Source organism: Streptomyces sp. NPDC001220 (assembly GCF_053597895.1).
In genome coordinates this window covers 363,252-378,938 of sequence record NZ_JBSFJE010000003.1, presented here as the reverse complement: position 1 = coordinate 378,938, position 15,687 = coordinate 363,252, and the positions used below count along the sequence as shown (strand labels likewise).

Here is a 15,687-nt window from a genome sequence, read left to right as displayed (position 1 = left end):
GCCGCTCACTGCGCGGCTGACCCGCCGCCCCCCACGTTGAAGGGAGTTCGTCTTGGTAACCAGGCGCACGCTCATCGCCGGCTCCGCCGGCATCGGCACCGTGGCCGCACTCGGCGGCACCGCCGTCGCGGCCGCCTCTCCCGGTCCGACGGATCCGGTGTCCGGGGCCGGACACATCGTCGGCGCCACCGCGATCACCAAGGTCTACGGCGTCGGCCAGAAGCTCGTGGCGGTGGCGGTCGAGTACGACCGTCCCCTCGCCGGCGCCTCCCTCTCGGTCTCGGCGTTCGCGGTCACCGACCGCACGGTCACGAGGGTCTACGCCAACACCTCGGCCGCGCTCGCCGAGCGGGGCAGGGACGGCCGTCACGTCATCGTGGAGCTCTCCCCCGACGACAGGGCGGCCCTGCTGTGGGGCAAGGACGCGGTCGGCGCGTCGAGCAGCCCGGCCCCGGCGCCCAGCGGGTCGGGCGGCCCGGGCGCCGGCGGTCCGACGGCCGGCGACACCACCCCCGGCGGCCCGATCGTCCCGGCGAAGGCCGTCGTCACCCAGACCGGCACGGTCACCACGACCCACGGCAGGTCCTACGCGCCGAGCGGCACGGCGGTGACCACGAGTGCGGTGGTGAACCCGATCGTCGACGACTTCGAGCAGTTCACCTTCGACGATCCGGACACCGGGAGGTCGCTGAAGTACAACCTCTTCACGCCCAAGGGCTACGACCCGCGCCGGAAGTACCCGTTGGTGCTGTTCATGCACGACGCCGGTGTCGTCAACGTCGACACCGTCGGCCCGCTGGTCCAGGGACTCGGCGCGGTGTGCTGGGCGAGCCCCGAGGACCAGGCCCGGCACGAGTCGTTCGTGCTCGCGCCCGAGTACGGCGAGGTCGTCATCGACGACACCTACCAGCCGACCTCGCTCTTCGAGACCACCGTGCATCTCGTCGAGGCGGTGTCGGAGCAGTACAGCATCGACACGAAGCGGCGGTACACCACCGGCCAGTCGATGGGCGCGATGCTGTCGCTCGGGCTGAACATCCGGTACCCGGACCTGTTCGCGGCCGCGTACATCGTCGCCGGGCAGTGGCCGGACAGCCAGGCCGCGCCACTGGCGGGGAAGAAGCTGTGGATCGTCGTCTCACAGGACGACGACAAGGCCTTCCCCGGCGAGAACGCCATCACCTCGGTCGTCGAGGCGGAGGGGACCAGGGTCGGCTCGGCGGTGTGGGACGCGGGGTCCAGCGCCGCGCAGTTCGCGGCGGACGTACGCAATCTGGAGAAGCAGCGGACACCGGTGAACTACGCCAGTTTCCTGACCGGCACGGTCACCGGCACCACCGGCGCCACGAGCGCGCACATGGGCACCTGGCAGATCGCCTACTCCATCCCCGGAATCCGTGACTGGATCATGAAGCAGTCCCTGTGACCCGACGGAACCGGGTGCCCGCCGGCATACGGCCGTCGGGCACCCCGGTGTCTCCCGCGCCTCGCGTCTCCGGGTCCGTGGCTGCCTTCCAGCTCCGGCCCGGGCTCCGGTTTCGGCTCCGGCTCCGGCTCCGACTCCGGCTCCGGCTCCGGCTCCGAGTCCGACTCCGACTCCGACTCCGACGACGCCGGGCGTCCCGCCGGGGCCGCTGCCTCAGGCGTCCGGGGCCGTCGTGCGCACGCCGTTCAGCAGGGCGGTCAGGATGCGGGTCAGCCGGGGTTCGACGTCGACCACCGCGTGCGCCAACTCGGGGTGGCTTTCGTAGAGTTCGCGAAGACCCGTGCCGGGCGCGGCCATCTGCCACAGCGCCCCGGCCATGCCCGTGGCCGTGGCGATCACGTCCACGGCCGCGCCCTCTGTGATCCCGAGGAGGCCGCGCAGCACGGTGGTGATCGACGCGACCTCGGCGAGCGCGATCGTCTTGAACTCGTAGGCGGCGTCGAGCGACACGTTGCGCTCCAGGTTCAGCGGCGCCTGGGCGAGCAGGTCGCAGAAGAACGGCCGCGCCACCAGCGACCGGGCGACGGCCACCGCGATCTCGTCATGACCGGCACCGGTGAGCTCGCCCAGGCGTGCGCGCAGCGCCGCCGACCACTCCTGCCAGCCTTCGCCGGTGAGCGTCAGGAAGATCTGCTCGCGTGTCTCGAAGTACCGCAGCATCGCGGATTTGTGCATGCCGACGGCGGCGGCGATGTCGGTCAGCGTGACCTCGCGCACGCTGCGTTCGCTGCCGAGCGATCGGGCGGCGTCGAGGATCTCCCGCTCACGCTGCTGCTTGGCCGCCGCGCTGCGGGCGCGCTGAGGACGAGTCGAACTCACGAGCGGGATTTTAGCACAACCAAGTTGCATTAATGGCGCGACCGTGTCCCCGCCCACGGTTGCGGTCCGAACCGCCAACACCGATCGCCCCGCCCGCCGTTAAAGGACACACAGGGAGCCTGTCGCAGATCCCTCGCGGAATTGTCCGTGATCGGTAACGGATGGATCCGGTGCCCGCCGCCTTCCGTCTGGACGGGTGCACGAGTTCAACGGAACGACAAGAATCGGGGCGGACGATGGCACGGCGCGGCGGACGAGGGTGGTACGGCCAGGTGGCCGCGGCGGCGATGGGGGTCACGGCGGTGGCCGTGGCCGCCTCGCTGTGGACCTCACCGTCCGGTCCCGTCGACGGGAGCACGGGAGCCGGGACCTCGGCACGCCACGGGGTGCCCGGCGCCGGCCGGAAGGCGGCCGCGGTGTCGGTGGAGATCGCGCACGCCTCGGACCGGGGCGCCCGGGGCGTGAACATCACCATCGACGACGGACCGGACCCGGTCTGGACGCCCCGGGTGCTCCAGGTGCTCAAGGAGTACGGCGTGAAGGCCACGTTCTGCATGATCGGCCCGCAGGCCCAGGCGCACCCTGACCTGGTCAGGGCGGTGGTGGCGGCCGGGCACCGGCTGTGCGACCACACGGTCTCGCACGACGTCACCATGGACACCAAGTCCGAGGCCTACCAGTCCCAGCAGATCCTCGACGCGGAACGCATGATCACCCAGGCGTCGGGGGGTGTCCGGCCGCTCTACTACCGTGCCCCGGGCGGCGCCTTCACCCCGTACAGCAGGAAGCTCGCCGCTTCGCACGGCATGCGGCCGCTCGGCTGGAACGTCGACTCGAAGGACTTCGAACGCCCCGGCACGGCGGCGATCGTCGGCACCGTCAAGGACGAGATGCCGAACGGCCCGACCATCCTCTTTCACGACGCCGGCGGCGACCGCTCCGAGACCGTGGCCGCCCTGCGCGAGGTGCTCCCCTGGCTCAGGGAACAGGGGTACGCGTTCGGCTTCCCGGTGCGGTGAGCCGGACCAGGTCGGCCCGGTGCACCGAGCCGACGGTCGGGCAATGATCCGCCCAACAGGAGTGCCGGCCCGCCCAGGGCGTCGTACCGTCCCGGTAAATGTTGCGGACCACCCGAGGGTGGCCGCATATGGGTGGTGTGCGCGGTGCGGCGGCGGGGCCGGCTGCCCTGGGCCAGCGGGAGGTGTACATGTCGGGGCGGGCGCCGCGCTGGATGACGTGGCTGCGCGACCGGGACCCGGACCTCGCGGCGACCCGGCGGGCCGCGCGTACCGCGCTGGTGATGCCCGCCCTGTTCGCCCTGTGCGGCGAGGTGTTCCACAACCCGACGATGGCGAGCTTCGCCGCGTTCGGGACGTTCTCGATGCTGCTGCTGGTCGACTACTCCGGTCCGATGGTGGAGCGGCTGCGGGCGCAGGCGGCTCTCGCCGTGGCCTGGCTGGTGCTGATCTGTGTCGGCACGCTGGCGGCGGCCGACATCCGGCTCGCCGTGGCGGCCACGGTCGTGGTCGGGTTCGCGGTCCTGTTCGCCGGTGTGGTCAGCTCGGTCCTGGCCGGCAGCTCGACGGCGCTCCTGCTGGCGTTCGTGCTGCCGGTCAGCGCACCGGCAGAACTGTCGCAGCTGCCCGATCGTCTCGCGGGCGCGGGTCTGGCGGCGGCGGTGGCGCTGCCGGCCGTCGCCCTGCTGTGGCCGCGTCCCGTCGCCGATCCGCTCAGCGCCCCGGCGGCCGCCGTCTGCCGGGCCGCCGCCGGTTATCTGCGCGCCCGCGCCTCGGTGCCGGCCCCGGCCGGGTCGGTGCCCCACAGCGAGCAGTGCAGAGCCGCGGCGGAGATCACCGCCCGTACCGGCGCGGACCTGCGGGTGGCCTTCGACGCCACCCCTTACCGTCCCACCGGCCTGTCCGCGACCTCGCGGGCGCTGGTCCGGCTGGTCGACGAACTCACCTGGCTGTGCGCCGTCCTCGTGGACCGGTCCGACTACACCGACGAACCTCCCGGCTGTGATCCCGCCGCGCACGGCGTGCGCCGCGCCGCCGCGCATGTCCTGGAGGCGGCCTGCGACCTGCTCACCGACCTGACCGGCGACACCGGCCCGCTGCGGGCCCGCACCGAGCGGCTGCGGGCGGAGCTGACCGGGATGGAGCACAGCTCCACCGTCCGGGTGCCCGCCGAACACCCGGGTGGGAACAGTACGGCGGAGGTCTACGGGTTCATCGCCGCGCTCGACGTGTCCTTCCGCGCCCAGGAACTCGGCTTCGCCGTACTGCAGATCGCCGACAACGTGGACATGGCGGCCACCGCCTGGCAGCGCAGCTGGCACGAGCGGCTGCTGGGTCGTGAGCCGGGTGCGCTGGCCGCACCGCTGGCCTCCGCACGGGAGCGGGCCGCCGCCCATCTCAGGGCCGACTCGGTGTGGATGCACAACAGTCTGCGCGGCGGCATCGGCCTCGGCATCGCCGTGTTCCTGGCCGACGCCACCGGCGTGGGGCACTCCTTCTGGGTCCTGCTGGGCACCCTGTCCGTGCTGCGCTCCAACGCGCTCAGCACCGGGCAGAACGCCGCCCGCGCCGTCCTGGGCACGGTGGCCGGCTCGGTCATCGGCGCCGGGCTGCTGCACCTGATCGGCCATCACGGCACCGCGCTGTGGTTCGTGCTCCCGGTGGCCATCCTGTTCGCCGGCATCGCGCCCGCCGCCATCTCCTTCGCCGCCGGGCAGGCCGCGTTCACCGTCACGCTCGTGGTGCTGTTCAACATCGGCCACGACCCCAACTGGCATGTCGCCCTGCTGCGTGTCCAGGACATCGCGTTGGGGTGCCTGGTGAGCATCGTCGTCGCCCTTTTCTTCTGGCCGCGCGGAGCCCAGGCGGCCGTCCACAAGGCACTCGCCCAGGCTTACGCGGACAGCGCCCGTTACCTCGGCGGTGCCGTCGACTACGCCCTCGGCCACCGCCGGCCCGCCGACCCGGATCCGCAGAGCCGTGAGGCGGCGGCCTCCGCCCGCCGCCTGGACGACGCGTTCCGCAGCTTCCTGGCCGAACGCGGCGCCAAACCGGTGTCGCTGGCCTGCACGACCACCCTCGTCTCGGGAGTCGTCGGGCTGCGCCTGGCCGCCGACGCCGTCGTCTCCCTGTGGCAGGGCGAGGACCTGGCGCGCCTGGAGGCCGTGCGCGCCGACGCCCACAGTGCCGTCCTCGGGTCGGCGGCCCTCGTCACCGGCTGGTACCACGGCCTCGCGGCCAGCCTCGGCGACCACTGCCCCGTCCCCGACGTCGTCCCCCTGCACCCCGAGGGTGCCGCGCGGCTGGTGCGGTCCGTCCGTACCGAACTCAGCGACGGTCAGGGCCGGGCCACCCCCGTCGCGGTCCGGATCATCTGGACCGACGACCACGTCGACGCCGCCCGGCGCCTCCAGCCGGGCCTCGCGGACGCGGCGAGGGCCCGCACGGCGGCCCACCACGGCTGGCTGCGCAAGGGTCCCACCGGCTGACCCGCGCCGACGGACGAGCGGCTCGCCACGGGACCGGGGGCGCCGCGATCGAGCTCGCGGATCCGGAGCGCGTGGAGCCGCACAACCGTGCGCTGCGTGAGGCGGCCCGGTCGACCGACTCGTGGGCCTACGTGCAAGGGGTGCGGCGGACCCAGCAGTTGTCGCGGCGCATCGTGGCGGGTGTCGTCGCCGGCTTCGACCTCCTCCTCACGCCGACGACGGCCTGCCTCCCGCCGCGCGTCGGCGCCTGGCGGACGGGCGTCGACGAGAATCCTCTGGCGGCGTTGCTGAAGCAGGTGGACCGGCGAGCCCGACGGAGCACGGGCCGGACGGACCGGCCACGCGCCCCGCACGTAGCCGTCACGCCCGGTGGTACTGGACAGGGGTGTCGACCGTGCCACCGAGCCGCTCGGCGGCGTGGCGGGCCCAGTAGGGATCGCGCAGGAGCTCCCGGGCCAGGAGGACGGCGTCGGCGGTGCCGGAGCCGACGATCTCCTGGGCCTGCTCGGGGTCGGTGATCATGCCCACGGCGGCGACGGGCATGCCGGTCTCCTCGCGGACGCGCTCGGCGAAGGGAACCTGGTAACCCGGGCCGGTCGTGATCCTCGCGTCAGGGACGATGCCGCCGGTGGAGATGTCCATCAGGTCGACGCCATGCGCCAGCAGCTCCTTGGCGAAGCGGACGGTGTCGTCGGCGGTCCAGCCCTCACGGCCGTCCTCGGGGTTCTCCGAGAGCCAGTCGGTGGCGGAGATCCGGAAGAACACCGGCAGTTCCTCGGGCCATACGGCGCGGACAGCGTCGACGACCTCCAGCGCGAAGCGGATCCGGCCCTCGAAGGAGCCTCCGTACTCGTCGGTGCGACGGTTGCTCTGCGGGGAGAGGAACTGGTGGATGAGATAGCCGTGGGCACCGTGGATCTCGGCGACCTGGAACCCGGCCGCGAGAGCGCGGACGGCCGCGTCGGCGAACTGCCGGACGATCTCACGGATGCCTTCCGTGGTCAGTTCCTCGGGAATCGTCGAGGTCTCGTCGAAGGCCACCGCGCTGGGGCCGACCGGGGTCCAGCCGAAGGGTTCGGCCGGGGCGATCGGGCGCCCGCGGTCGACCCAGGTACGCTCGGTCGACGCCTTGCGCCCGGCGTGCGCGAGCTGGATCCCGGGGACGCTGCCCTGCGACTTCAGGAACGCGGTGATGCGCTGGAAGGCGGCGACCTGTTCGTCGTTCCAGATGCCGAGGTCGTAGGGGGAGATGCGGCCCTCGAGGCTGACGGCGGTGGCCTCGGTGATGATCAGCCCGGTGCCGCCCGCGGCTCGCGCGGCCAGGTGCGTGAAGTGCCAGTCCGTGGGCACACCGGCCCGCTCGCCGCCGGGCTCGGCGCTGTACTGGCACATCGCTGCCATCCAGACGCGATTGGGGATCGTCAGCGACTTGAGGTCGAAGGGGGTGAACAGCGAGTTCAACACTTAACTCCTTGGGGAGCCGGATGGGATCAGGCGCGAGGCCGGTCGAGCCGACCACCGGGCCTCGCACCTTGATAATTGCATGCGCGGGTTTTTTATTTCCGCCCACTACCCGCGAATAGTCATGAGTGTTCGGGGCCCGCCGGTCCCGACGACGGACGCGACCGTGTCATGGCTGCCGGTTCCGAGGCCTGCGCCGCCTGACCAGACCGGCGGCTTCCTGAACGGGACCGATGATCTGCGCCTGCAGGAGACACAGCGCGTCGAGGTGGTCCGCCGTCCAGATCATCCGTACGACAGCGGAAGCGGCGTGGGCGTTCCCGTCCGCGCCCAGTTCACGGCGCAGTGCCTGCTCGAGGGCGTGGTCCGCCTCCCTCGGACCTACCGTCCGGTCCGGCACGGCCGAAATTCCCGCCAGCGCGCGGCCCGACCTCTCGAACCAGGCGGCGATCGGCTCGCAAGCGCCCAGGACCGCGGTACGGGCGGCGGCCCGGTCGTCTCCGGGCCGGTATCCCTGACGCGACCACAGGTCGGCTATGGCGTCTCCGGTCAGCCGCACGGCCGCGACCGAGTTGACCAGGCGGGCCACCTCGGGAAGCGCAAGCCGTTTCGTACCGCGCTCCGCCAGGAACCCGCGGAAGGCGTCGTCCAGCCGCCGAGCCGCCGCCGCGGCCGACCGCCTGTCCTCACCCGAGATCGCCGAAGGCGCCGCCAGGCCGTCGCAGCGCAGCAGCCCGAACGCCACGGCACCGCGCAGGTACCGGGCCGCGTCCTGGAAGGCCTCGCACAGCACACAGCCCAGTGCGGCGCCCGCACCCCGGGGCCAGAAGAGGACCCCCACGACCAGGCTCACCGCGCACCCGAGCGCCATGTCCTCGATCCGGATCAGTCCGACCTTCCACCCGACGGGGCTGATGATGCTGAAGAGGATCAGGAGCACGACGGTGAAGCCGGCCTGCCCGGCGGTGAACGAGGTGACCGACGGCTCGAGCCCTATCAGGACGATCGCGAACGGAAGCAGCACCCACAGGGCGACGGGATGGGTGCCGAGCGCGAGGATGAGGGCCACGCCGATGACGAAACCGATGACGGTTCCCACCAGGGCGCGCCCGACGGTCTGACCGGTGTTCACGGCATTGGAGCGCAGCACGGCCAACGTGCCGAAGACCACCCAGAACGAATGGCCCACGCCGCTGAGCTGGGCGAGGACCACGGCGAGGCTGAGCGCGGCGGCACTGCGCAGACTGTTGTGCAGCCACACCGAATGGCGGTTGAGGTGTGCCGCGAGGCGATCACGAGCCGATGACAGTGCGGGGGCGGTGGACACGGGGCGCTGTCCGAGCAACTGTCGCCACCAGGCGCGTCGGCGTGCCGCGAGGGCGAGTTCGATGTCCGCCGCCGTCACCGCCACGATGAAGGCGATTCTCCTCGCACGGAACCCGGGCTCCAACGAGGCGATCAACTCGGCGACCGGATCGGCCGATGCCACGGACCGTGTCCCGACCGAGGTCCGGGCGGAGCGGGTCGCCAGGCTCTCGGGGAGGGATCTGGTCATCGCCTCCTCGAGTCGTGCTCCCGCCGCTTCCAGTCGCCCGATGTCGGAGGCGAGACCGTTCAGCGGTCCCGTACCGGATCGCAGCAGTGCCGCTCCGCGCTCCAGCACCGCCGCGGCCGCGAGCTCGACGTCGCACACCACCAGCCGGCTCGAACGGTCCTGTCTCCACGGCGGGGCCTGTTGCAGGACGCTGCCGAGCCAGAGGACCTCGTCGACCAGCCGGACCAGCGCCCGGGCCGTCGTGGAGAGCCCGGTCGGACGGTACGGGGTCGCGTAGAAGGCCTTCCGAAGAGCGGCGGCGGCGTTCCCCGTGTCCCGCGCCACCGCGTCCAGTGCCGCGGCGTACGGGAGAGCGGCACGGACGCAGTCCGTCTCGGCGCGCAGATATCCGGCCTGGCGGGCACAGACCTCGGCGAGGGAGGTGCGCAGAGGTTCGCCGGCCGGACGAGGCCACATGAGGGCTACGGCGACAACGGTCGCCGCGCCGCCCAGCGACCAGCCGGCCAACCGGTCCGGGATCGAACTCACCGGCCCGGTCAGTGTGGCGGCCAGCACGAAGCTGATCAGGAGTGACGTACCCGATCCGGCCAGGGCAGAGCTGACGACACCCGAGAACAGCACGGTGAACGCGACCACGAAGGTGGCGACCCCCGCGAGCCACACCAGCCGGCCCGCCAGGCTTCCGAGGCAGACCAGCGCGGTGGAGACCGCCACCAGGCTCAGTTGCTGGGCCGCCCGCGCCCGTATCGGACCGCCGAAGTCCACGAACATCATCAGCACCATCGGGCTGAAGGCGGCGAAGACCGCCATCACCGGGTTTCCGAGACCGAGATAGGTCAAGGCGAACAGCGAGGGCGTGATGATCGCGGTGCGCAGTGCGCGCCGCAGTGCCGACAGACCCGGATCATGCTCCCTCATCCGCGCCAGCGTCCGGCTCCCCGCCCTGAGGGCACGTCGCTCCGCGCGTCCGCCACGGCTGGTCCCCGCCGTGTCGTCCCGGCTCGTCGATCGGAACATCAGGACGGCCGGTTGCGTCCGGCGATCGCGTCGGAAGGGGGACTGTCACCCATGATGAGTTCGACGCCGCGGAGGAGAAAGGTGTCCGCCGCCTTCTCCAGGACCTTGCCGTCGTTCTGGAACACCTTCATGAAGGACACCTCTCTCCCTCGCGACGGCGCCCGTCGTACTCCGGTCCACTTCGGTGGTCCGGTCTCCCGCGGGTCGCGCGCGAAACAGAGCGGGAGCGGCCCGGCTCCCCACCATCATGTCCCCGGGCCGCCCCTCTCGCGACCGGCCTTGACACCCGCCGGGGCGGTCGACGTACGTTGAACCGATCGGTTTCTGACGGGTGGAGGCCCTTGATGCACGTATCCGGCGCGGCACCGCAGGGTGTGTGCTCCGGCGTGCGGCTGATCGTCCGCCGGCATGTCGACTACTGCCGCACCTGCTCCGCCGTCTGTCCTTCCGCTCGCCTCTGACCGCTGCCGGCCCGTCCGGCCGGTTCCTCTGCCGGCCCGTCCGCCGGACCGCTTGCCGTGGCCCCGCCCGGCTCTCTCGCCGTGGCCTCGCCCGGCTCCACCGTCGTGGCCCCGCGGCCGCGATTTCCCGTGTTTCCCGGAAGGAACGTCCATTGTCCGGCCCCGCCCTGCACCTCGCCGTCGAGATCGACGGCGACGGCGCCCACCCCGCGGCCTGGCGCCGCGCCGCCCACGCACCCGACCGGTTGCTGACCCCGCGCCGGGTGGCCGGGCTCGCCGCCGTCGCCGAGAACGCCGGGTTCACCCTGATCACCCTGGACGACGGGGTGCTGCCGCCCGGTGCCGCGCCGGATCCGGTCGGCCGCATCGGGGCGGTGGAGCGGGCGGCCTTCGTCGCGGCGTCCACCAGCACCATCGGGATCGCGCCCGTCGTCCCGCTCACGTATGCCGAACCCTTCCACGTCTCCAGCCAGTTGGCGTCCCTGGACCACATCTCAGCCGGCCGCGCCGGCTGGGTGGTGACGGAGGAGGACCGTGCCGAGGCGGCCCGGGTGTGGGGGCGCCCCCTGGTCGCCGACGCGGCCGGGCGGGCCCGGGAGTCCCGGGACGGGGTGGAGGTGGCCCGCGCCCTGTGGGACTCGTGGGAGGACGACGCGGTCATCCGGTCCGTGGCCACCAGCCGCTACCTCGACCGCGACCGGCTGCACTACATCGACTTCACCGGGGAGACCTACGCCGTCAAGGGCCCGGCGATCGTGCCGCGCCCGCCGCAGGGGCAGCTCGTCGTCCTGGGCCGGCCGGACCGGGTGCCCGCCGGCCGGCTCGACGTCGCCCTGGTCGCGGGCCGCGACCCGGCGGCGGTCGCCACGGCCGCCGCCGGCGCCGGTACGCCCCGGGTCTTCGCCGAGGTCGAGGTGGCGCTGGACACGCCGGACGCGACCGGCGCCGACCGCGTCGCCGACCTGGAACGCCATGCGCCGTGGGACGACCGCGGGCGGCTGCGGCACGTCGGCTCGGCCGACGGACTGGTGGCCGTCCTCGACGAGTTGAGCCGTCACGTCCACGGGGTACGGCTGCATCCCCTCGTACTGGACGAGGATCTGCCCGTCCTCTCCCGCCTGGTCCTGCCGGCGCTGTCCGCTCGGCGTCTCGTCGGCCGCCCGCTGCCCGGTACGTCCCTGCGCTCGACCCTGGGTCTGGAGCGCCCCGCCAACCGTTTCGCGGCCGCGGCCGTCCAGGAGGAGACCCGATGACCCGCACCGACCCCCTCGACGTGCCCCGGCCCCACGCCCAGCTGCACTTCGGGGTGTTCTTCCAGGGCGTCAACCACTGGACCATCTGGTCCGCCCCCGACAGCGGTTCGCAGATCGACCCCGCCTCCTTCCGGAAGGTCGCCCAGACCGCCGAACGGGGCCTGTTCGACGCGTTCTTCCTCGGTGAGGGGCTCCGGCTGCGCGAGGTGGACGGCCGGATCCACGACCTCGACGTGGCCGGACGGCCGGACGCCGTCACCCAACTCGCGGCGCTGGCCGCGGTCACCCGCCGGATCGGTCTGGTCTCCACCTCCAACTCCACCTACAACGAGCCCGCCGACCTCGCCCGCCGCCTCTCCGGCCTCGACCTCCTCTCCGAGGGCCGCGCCGGCTGGAACGTGGTGACCACGGACAACGCCTGGACCGGCGCCAACTTCCGCCGCGGCGGCTATCTCGACCACGCCGACCGCTACCGGCGCGCCGAGGAGTTCCTCACCGTGGCCCGCGCCCTGTGGGACGGCTGGGACGACGAAGCGGTCGCCGCCTCCGTGACCGCACCCGCCTGGTCGGTGCCCGGTGCCGTACGCCAGGTGCGCCACCGAGGACCGCAGTTCGACGTCGATCTCGCCCCCACCCTGCCGCGCAGCGCCCAGGGCCACCCGGTGATCTTCCAGGCCGGTGACTCGGGCGAGGGGCGCGACTTCGCCGCCCGAAACGCCGACGTCATCTTCTCCGCCCACGGCAACGACTTCGACGACGCGCTGGCCTTCGCCGAGGACATCCGGCGCCGGCTGCGGGCGGTCGGCCGGCCCGACGACGACCTGCGGATCCTGCCCGGCACCGAGATCATCATCGGGGCCACCGAGGAGGAGGCCGAGGAGAAGAAGCGCTGGATCCGGCTCCAGCAGGTCACCCCCGCCACGGCGTTGGGGATCGCCGGACTGCTGTGGGGCATCGACCTGTCCGACCGCGACGCCGACGGCCCGCTGCCCGTCGAGGACCCGGTCGTCGCCGAGAACGACGGCTCCTTCGGGGCCCGGCGCATCGCCGACCCGCGCACGGTGGTGGCCGAGTGGCGGGCGAAGGCGGAGGCACACGGCTGGTCGCTGCGCGAGACCGTCATCGCGCTCGGCCCGCAGCGCGGGCACGTCGGTACGCCGTCCGGTCTGGCCGACAAGTTCGCCCGGTTCGTGCGGCACGGCGCGGTCGACGGCTTCAACGTCACGCCGTACCTCATCCCCGACGGCCTCGACGACATCGTCGAACTGCTCGTCCCGGAACTGCAGGAACGCGGGGTCTACCGCACCGGGTACACCGGCAGCACGCTGCGCGAACACCTCGGCCTGCGGGCACCGCTCACCCACCGCTCCGCACCCGAGCGACAGCAGGCCGGCTGAATTCGTCGCCCCCGCCGCACCGGACCGGCACCGGGTCCCGGCTCGCCGGTGCGGCGGGGGAACGCATCCCGTGGCTCAGCCCGCTCCGTGGCCCGTGAGCGCGAGCACGGTCTTCCCGTGGGTCCGCCCGGCCTCCTGGCGCCGGTGGACCTCGACGACGTCCGACGCCGGGACGACGGTCGGCGGGGCGTAGGCCAGTTCACCGGAGGCGAGCGCGGACAGGGCCCTGGAGAGGTGTTCGCCGATGGTTGCGGGGGAACGGCGGGCGACGTCACCGATGTTGTATCCGGCGACGGTCCTGTTGTTCTTCCAGAGATCCCAGACGTCCGCCGTCCAGTCCGTGTCCCGTCCGAGGTCCCCGTAGGTGACCAACCGGCCGAAGGGGGCCAGTGCCCGCAGGCCGGCGTGGCGCACCGGCCCGCCGACGGGGTCCAGCACCAGGTCCACCCCGCGGCCCGCGGTGGCCTCCCGGACCGCGTCCTCGAACGCGTCCCGGACGAACAGGGCGTCGTAGCCCAGTTCGGCGGCCAGCCGGGTCTTCGTCGCGGAGCCGACCGTGCCGAACACCCGGGCGGCGCCGTGCGCCCGCGCGATCCGCGCCGCGGCCGATCCGACTCCGCCGGCCGCCGCGTGGATCAGGACCGTCTCGCCCTCGTGCAGCCGCCCCGCGTCCGTCAGCACCCCGTAGGCCGTCGGGTAGACGCACGGCACCCCGGCCGCGTGCGCGAGCGGAAGCGCACCGACCGGCCGGACGAAGTCCGTGTCGACGACGGCGAACTCCGCGTATCCGCCGAAGGCCGGAAGATAGGCCGCGACCTGTTCACCGACCGCCGGTCCCGTCGCCCCGCTGCCGAGTGCGGCCACCGTGCCGGAGACTTCCAGCCCGGGTACGTCGTAGCCGCCGGGGCCGTCGGGCTCGCCGAACTCGCCCCGCCGGTGCTGCACCTCGGCGAAGTTCACGCCGGCGTACGCGACCTCGATCAGTACCTGCCCGGGGCCCGGCCTCGGGGTCGGCACCTGGATCTCCTCCAGGACTTCGGGTCCGCCGTTCGACTTGAATCCGTATGCACGCACGTGGCGTCCTTGTCTACTCGATCGATGCGCAGGGCCGGGGCCAACCCATCGGAGTGCCGTCGGCCGCGGAGTGCCGCCGGCCATCAACTCGCGTTCCCCACACGTGTCCTGACGGCCTGCAACTCTCCTGCGGCAACATCGCGACGTGCCTCGACATTCCGCTCGGGGCCCGGATCGTGCGGTCACCGCCGGGCCCGACGCCGTCCGGAGGCGTCCCGGTCGAGCACGTCGTCGGCCGGGCAGCGACCGCGGCGGACGTAGCGGTCGGCGTAGGCCGCGACGGCGTCCATGACCCTGGTGCTCGCGCCCAACCGGGGCAGGGCGTCCAGTGCCACGGCGAAGCAGGTCACGGCGGCGCGCCTCAGTTCCGGATCGGCAAGCCCGTGGCGTGCCGCGTCCGTCCACAGCGGATTGTGCGGCGCCGGGGCGCCGGCACCCCGCTCGGCCAGGGGCTCCACCGCCCGGTTCGCGAGAACGGCGGCACCCGGGTCGTCGAACAGGGCCGTGGCCACGGCGAGCGGCACGATCCACCCGTCGTCGCCGGGCTGCGCGTCGATCATGCGCAGTTCCAGGTATCCGCGCGGCCTGACGGGCGGAAACAGGGTGCTGATGTGGTAGTCGAGGTCCGCGTGGGTCGGCGGGCGCATGGTGCGTGACCGGGTCCACTCGCGAAAGCTCACTCCGTCCGGCACCTCCCAGGGACCGTCCCGCCGTACGCACATCACCGGTGCGTCGAGGACCCGCCGGACCCAGGCACGGCGTGGGTCGGGGACCAGCAAGGGCCCGCCGGCCCGTCCCGGGTCGAGTTCCGCCCACATCAGCTGCCGCGTGGACAGCCAGCCCGTGGCGCGGCCCTCGGCCATGGGCGAGTTCGCGAACGCCGCGACCAGGACCGCGCCCAGGTGGTGTGCGAGCCACCAGCGGCGCGCGAATCCCATGACGCCGGGTTCCTCCCGTCCGGCGTCGAGGCACACCTGGACGGAGGCCGACGTGCACATCAGGGTCCGCCCCGCCGGACCCGTACGGTCGAGGCAGGCCTCCATGGCGTCGTAGCGCCGCTCCCGAAGGAACCGGCGAGGCGGCTGCCAGGGATCGACGCCCAGGCCGGCCAGGGTCAGGCCGTGCCCGCGCAGCGCGGTGCGCACGGCCGCCAGATCCGCGGCGACCTCCGAGACGCACTGGGCCAGTGACGGGGCCGGCCGGGAGCTCAGCTCCACCTGGCCACCGGGCTCCACGCTCAGCCCGGACGTCAGCGGCAGGGTTCGCAGGTCGGCGTGGGCGGCTTCCAGGTCCCCCCGGCCCACGGCGTCGTGCGGCGCGCGCTCCCGGTGGACGAGCCATTCCACTTCGACCCCGACGCTGCGCGGCGGGCCCGTCTTGAAGCAGATCCCCTCGACGAGCGCCTCCGCCTCGTGTTCGGAGACAGCGGGACCGTCGACGCCGCACTCCGGTGAAACCGACATCCGGGAGCCTCCTGAGCCGCCTCAGGGCCGTCGGGGATCCGACGTCCGGTACGCGCCGCTGTGCCTGCTGCCAGAGTCCGCCGCCTCGCCCTGTCATGACAAGAGCGCACTTTCCAGACACCCGGGCATGCGGCAACCCGCGCCGGGCGGCCCGGGAGGTCCCGGGCCGCCCTCAGCCCGTCGTGGGCCCGCCGCC

11 protein-coding genes are annotated in these 15,687 nt (G+C 73.0%); 5 read left to right on the top strand and 6 right to left on the bottom strand.

Going from position 1 to position 15,687, the window contains the following annotated elements; all coding sequences use genetic code 11:
- Positions 1-52: 52 nt before the first annotated feature.
- Positions 53-1,426: an alpha/beta hydrolase-fold protein gene (locus tag ACWDGI_RS09700; protein ID WP_450757107.1), complete on the top strand. Its 1,374-nt coding sequence runs from the start codon at positions 53-55 to the stop codon at positions 1,424-1,426.
- Positions 1,427-1,639: 213 nt separating this feature from the next.
- Here the strand turns inward: ACWDGI_RS09700 and ACWDGI_RS09695 are convergent, their stop codons facing one another.
- Entirely contained in the window at positions 1,640-2,335 is a 696-nt protein-coding gene (locus ACWDGI_RS09695; protein WP_450757474.1) for a TetR family transcriptional regulator, read from the bottom strand.
- Between the two features lie 206 nt (positions 2,336-2,541).
- Here ACWDGI_RS09695 and ACWDGI_RS09690 point away from each other — a divergent pair, with 206 nt between their 5' ends.
- Complete coding sequence (locus tag ACWDGI_RS09690; RefSeq protein WP_450757105.1) at positions 2,542-3,324, top strand: polysaccharide deacetylase family protein; 783 nt, start codon at positions 2,542-2,544, stop codon at positions 3,322-3,324.
- Positions 3,325-3,452: 128 nt separating this feature from the next.
- On the top strand, positions 3,453-5,810 hold the full coding sequence (locus ACWDGI_RS09685; RefSeq protein WP_450757103.1) for an FUSC family protein: 2,358 nt from the start codon (positions 3,453-3,455) through the stop codon (positions 5,808-5,810).
- Between the two features lie 360 nt (positions 5,811-6,170).
- Here the strand turns inward: ACWDGI_RS09685 and ACWDGI_RS09680 are convergent, their stop codons facing one another.
- The 3 genes from ACWDGI_RS09680 to ACWDGI_RS09670 form a co-directional block, all read right to left on the bottom strand.
- Positions 6,171-7,271: an NADH:flavin oxidoreductase/NADH oxidase gene (locus ACWDGI_RS09680; protein ID WP_450757101.1), complete on the bottom strand. Its 1,101-nt coding sequence runs from the start codon at positions 7,269-7,271 to the stop codon at positions 6,171-6,173.
- 169 nt (positions 7,272-7,440) lie between these two features.
- Positions 7,441-9,744 (bottom strand): FUSC family protein, encoded by a 2,304-nt coding sequence (locus ACWDGI_RS09675; protein ID WP_450757100.1) that lies wholly within the window; start codon positions 9,742-9,744, stop codon positions 7,441-7,443.
- A 98-nt stretch (positions 9,745-9,842) separates the two neighbouring features.
- Positions 9,843-9,974, bottom strand: a complete 132-nt coding sequence (locus ACWDGI_RS09670) for a hypothetical protein (protein ID WP_450757098.1) — start codon at positions 9,972-9,974, stop codon at positions 9,843-9,845.
- A 482-nt stretch (positions 9,975-10,456) separates the two neighbouring features.
- Here ACWDGI_RS09670 and ACWDGI_RS09665 point away from each other — a divergent pair, with 482 nt between their 5' ends.
- Together ACWDGI_RS09665 and ACWDGI_RS09660 are read left to right on the top strand one after the other, a co-directional pair.
- A complete protein-coding gene (locus ACWDGI_RS09665; protein WP_450757096.1) occupies positions 10,457-11,557 on the top strand; it encodes an LLM class flavin-dependent oxidoreductase in 1,101 nt (366 codons plus the stop codon).
- Positions 11,554-12,954, top strand: a complete 1,401-nt coding sequence (locus ACWDGI_RS09660; protein ID WP_450757094.1) for an NtaA/DmoA family FMN-dependent monooxygenase — start codon at positions 11,554-11,556, stop codon at positions 12,952-12,954. The genes ACWDGI_RS09665 and ACWDGI_RS09660 overlap by 4 nt, the downstream gene beginning before the upstream one ends.
- A gap of 75 nt (positions 12,955-13,029) precedes the next feature.
- Here ACWDGI_RS09660 and ACWDGI_RS09655 read toward each other — a convergent pair whose 3' ends face one another.
- Together ACWDGI_RS09655 and egtA are read right to left on the bottom strand one after the other, a co-directional pair.
- Complete coding sequence (locus ACWDGI_RS09655) at positions 13,030-14,028, bottom strand: quinone oxidoreductase family protein (RefSeq protein ID WP_450757092.1); 999 nt, start codon at positions 14,026-14,028, stop codon at positions 13,030-13,032.
- A 182-nt stretch (positions 14,029-14,210) separates the two neighbouring features.
- Complete coding sequence (gene egtA, locus ACWDGI_RS09650) at positions 14,211-15,491, bottom strand: ergothioneine biosynthesis glutamate--cysteine ligase EgtA (protein WP_450757090.1); 1,281 nt, start codon at positions 15,489-15,491, stop codon at positions 14,211-14,213.
- Positions 15,492-15,687: the final 196 nt, after the last annotated feature.

What these genes read in the sequence shown, in the direction of transcription:
- egtA (WP_450757090.1), bottom strand. Translation starts at nt 15,491, where the DNA reads ATGTCGGTTTCACCGGAGTGCGGCGTCGACGGTCCCGCTGTCTCCGAA.
- ACWDGI_RS09695 (WP_450757474.1), bottom strand. Translation starts at nt 2,335, where the DNA reads ATGCAACTTGGTTGTGCTAAAATCCCGCTCGTGAGTTCGACTCGTCCT.
- ACWDGI_RS09685 (WP_450757103.1), top strand. Translation starts at nt 3,453, where the DNA reads ATGGGTGGTGTGCGCGGTGCGGCGGCGGGGCCGGCTGCCCTGGGCCAG.
- ACWDGI_RS09660 (WP_450757094.1), top strand. Translation starts at nt 11,554, where the DNA reads ATGACCCGCACCGACCCCCTCGACGTGCCCCGGCCCCACGCCCAGCTG.
- ACWDGI_RS09690 (WP_450757105.1), top strand. Translation starts at nt 2,542, where the DNA reads ATGGCACGGCGCGGCGGACGAGGGTGGTACGGCCAGGTGGCCGCGGCG.
- ACWDGI_RS09675 (WP_450757100.1), bottom strand. Translation starts at nt 9,744, where the DNA reads ATGAGGGAGCATGATCCGGGTCTGTCGGCACTGCGGCGCGCACTGCGC.
- ACWDGI_RS09670 (WP_450757098.1), bottom strand. Translation starts at nt 9,974, where the DNA reads ATGAAGGTGTTCCAGAACGACGGCAAGGTCCTGGAGAAGGCGGCGGAC.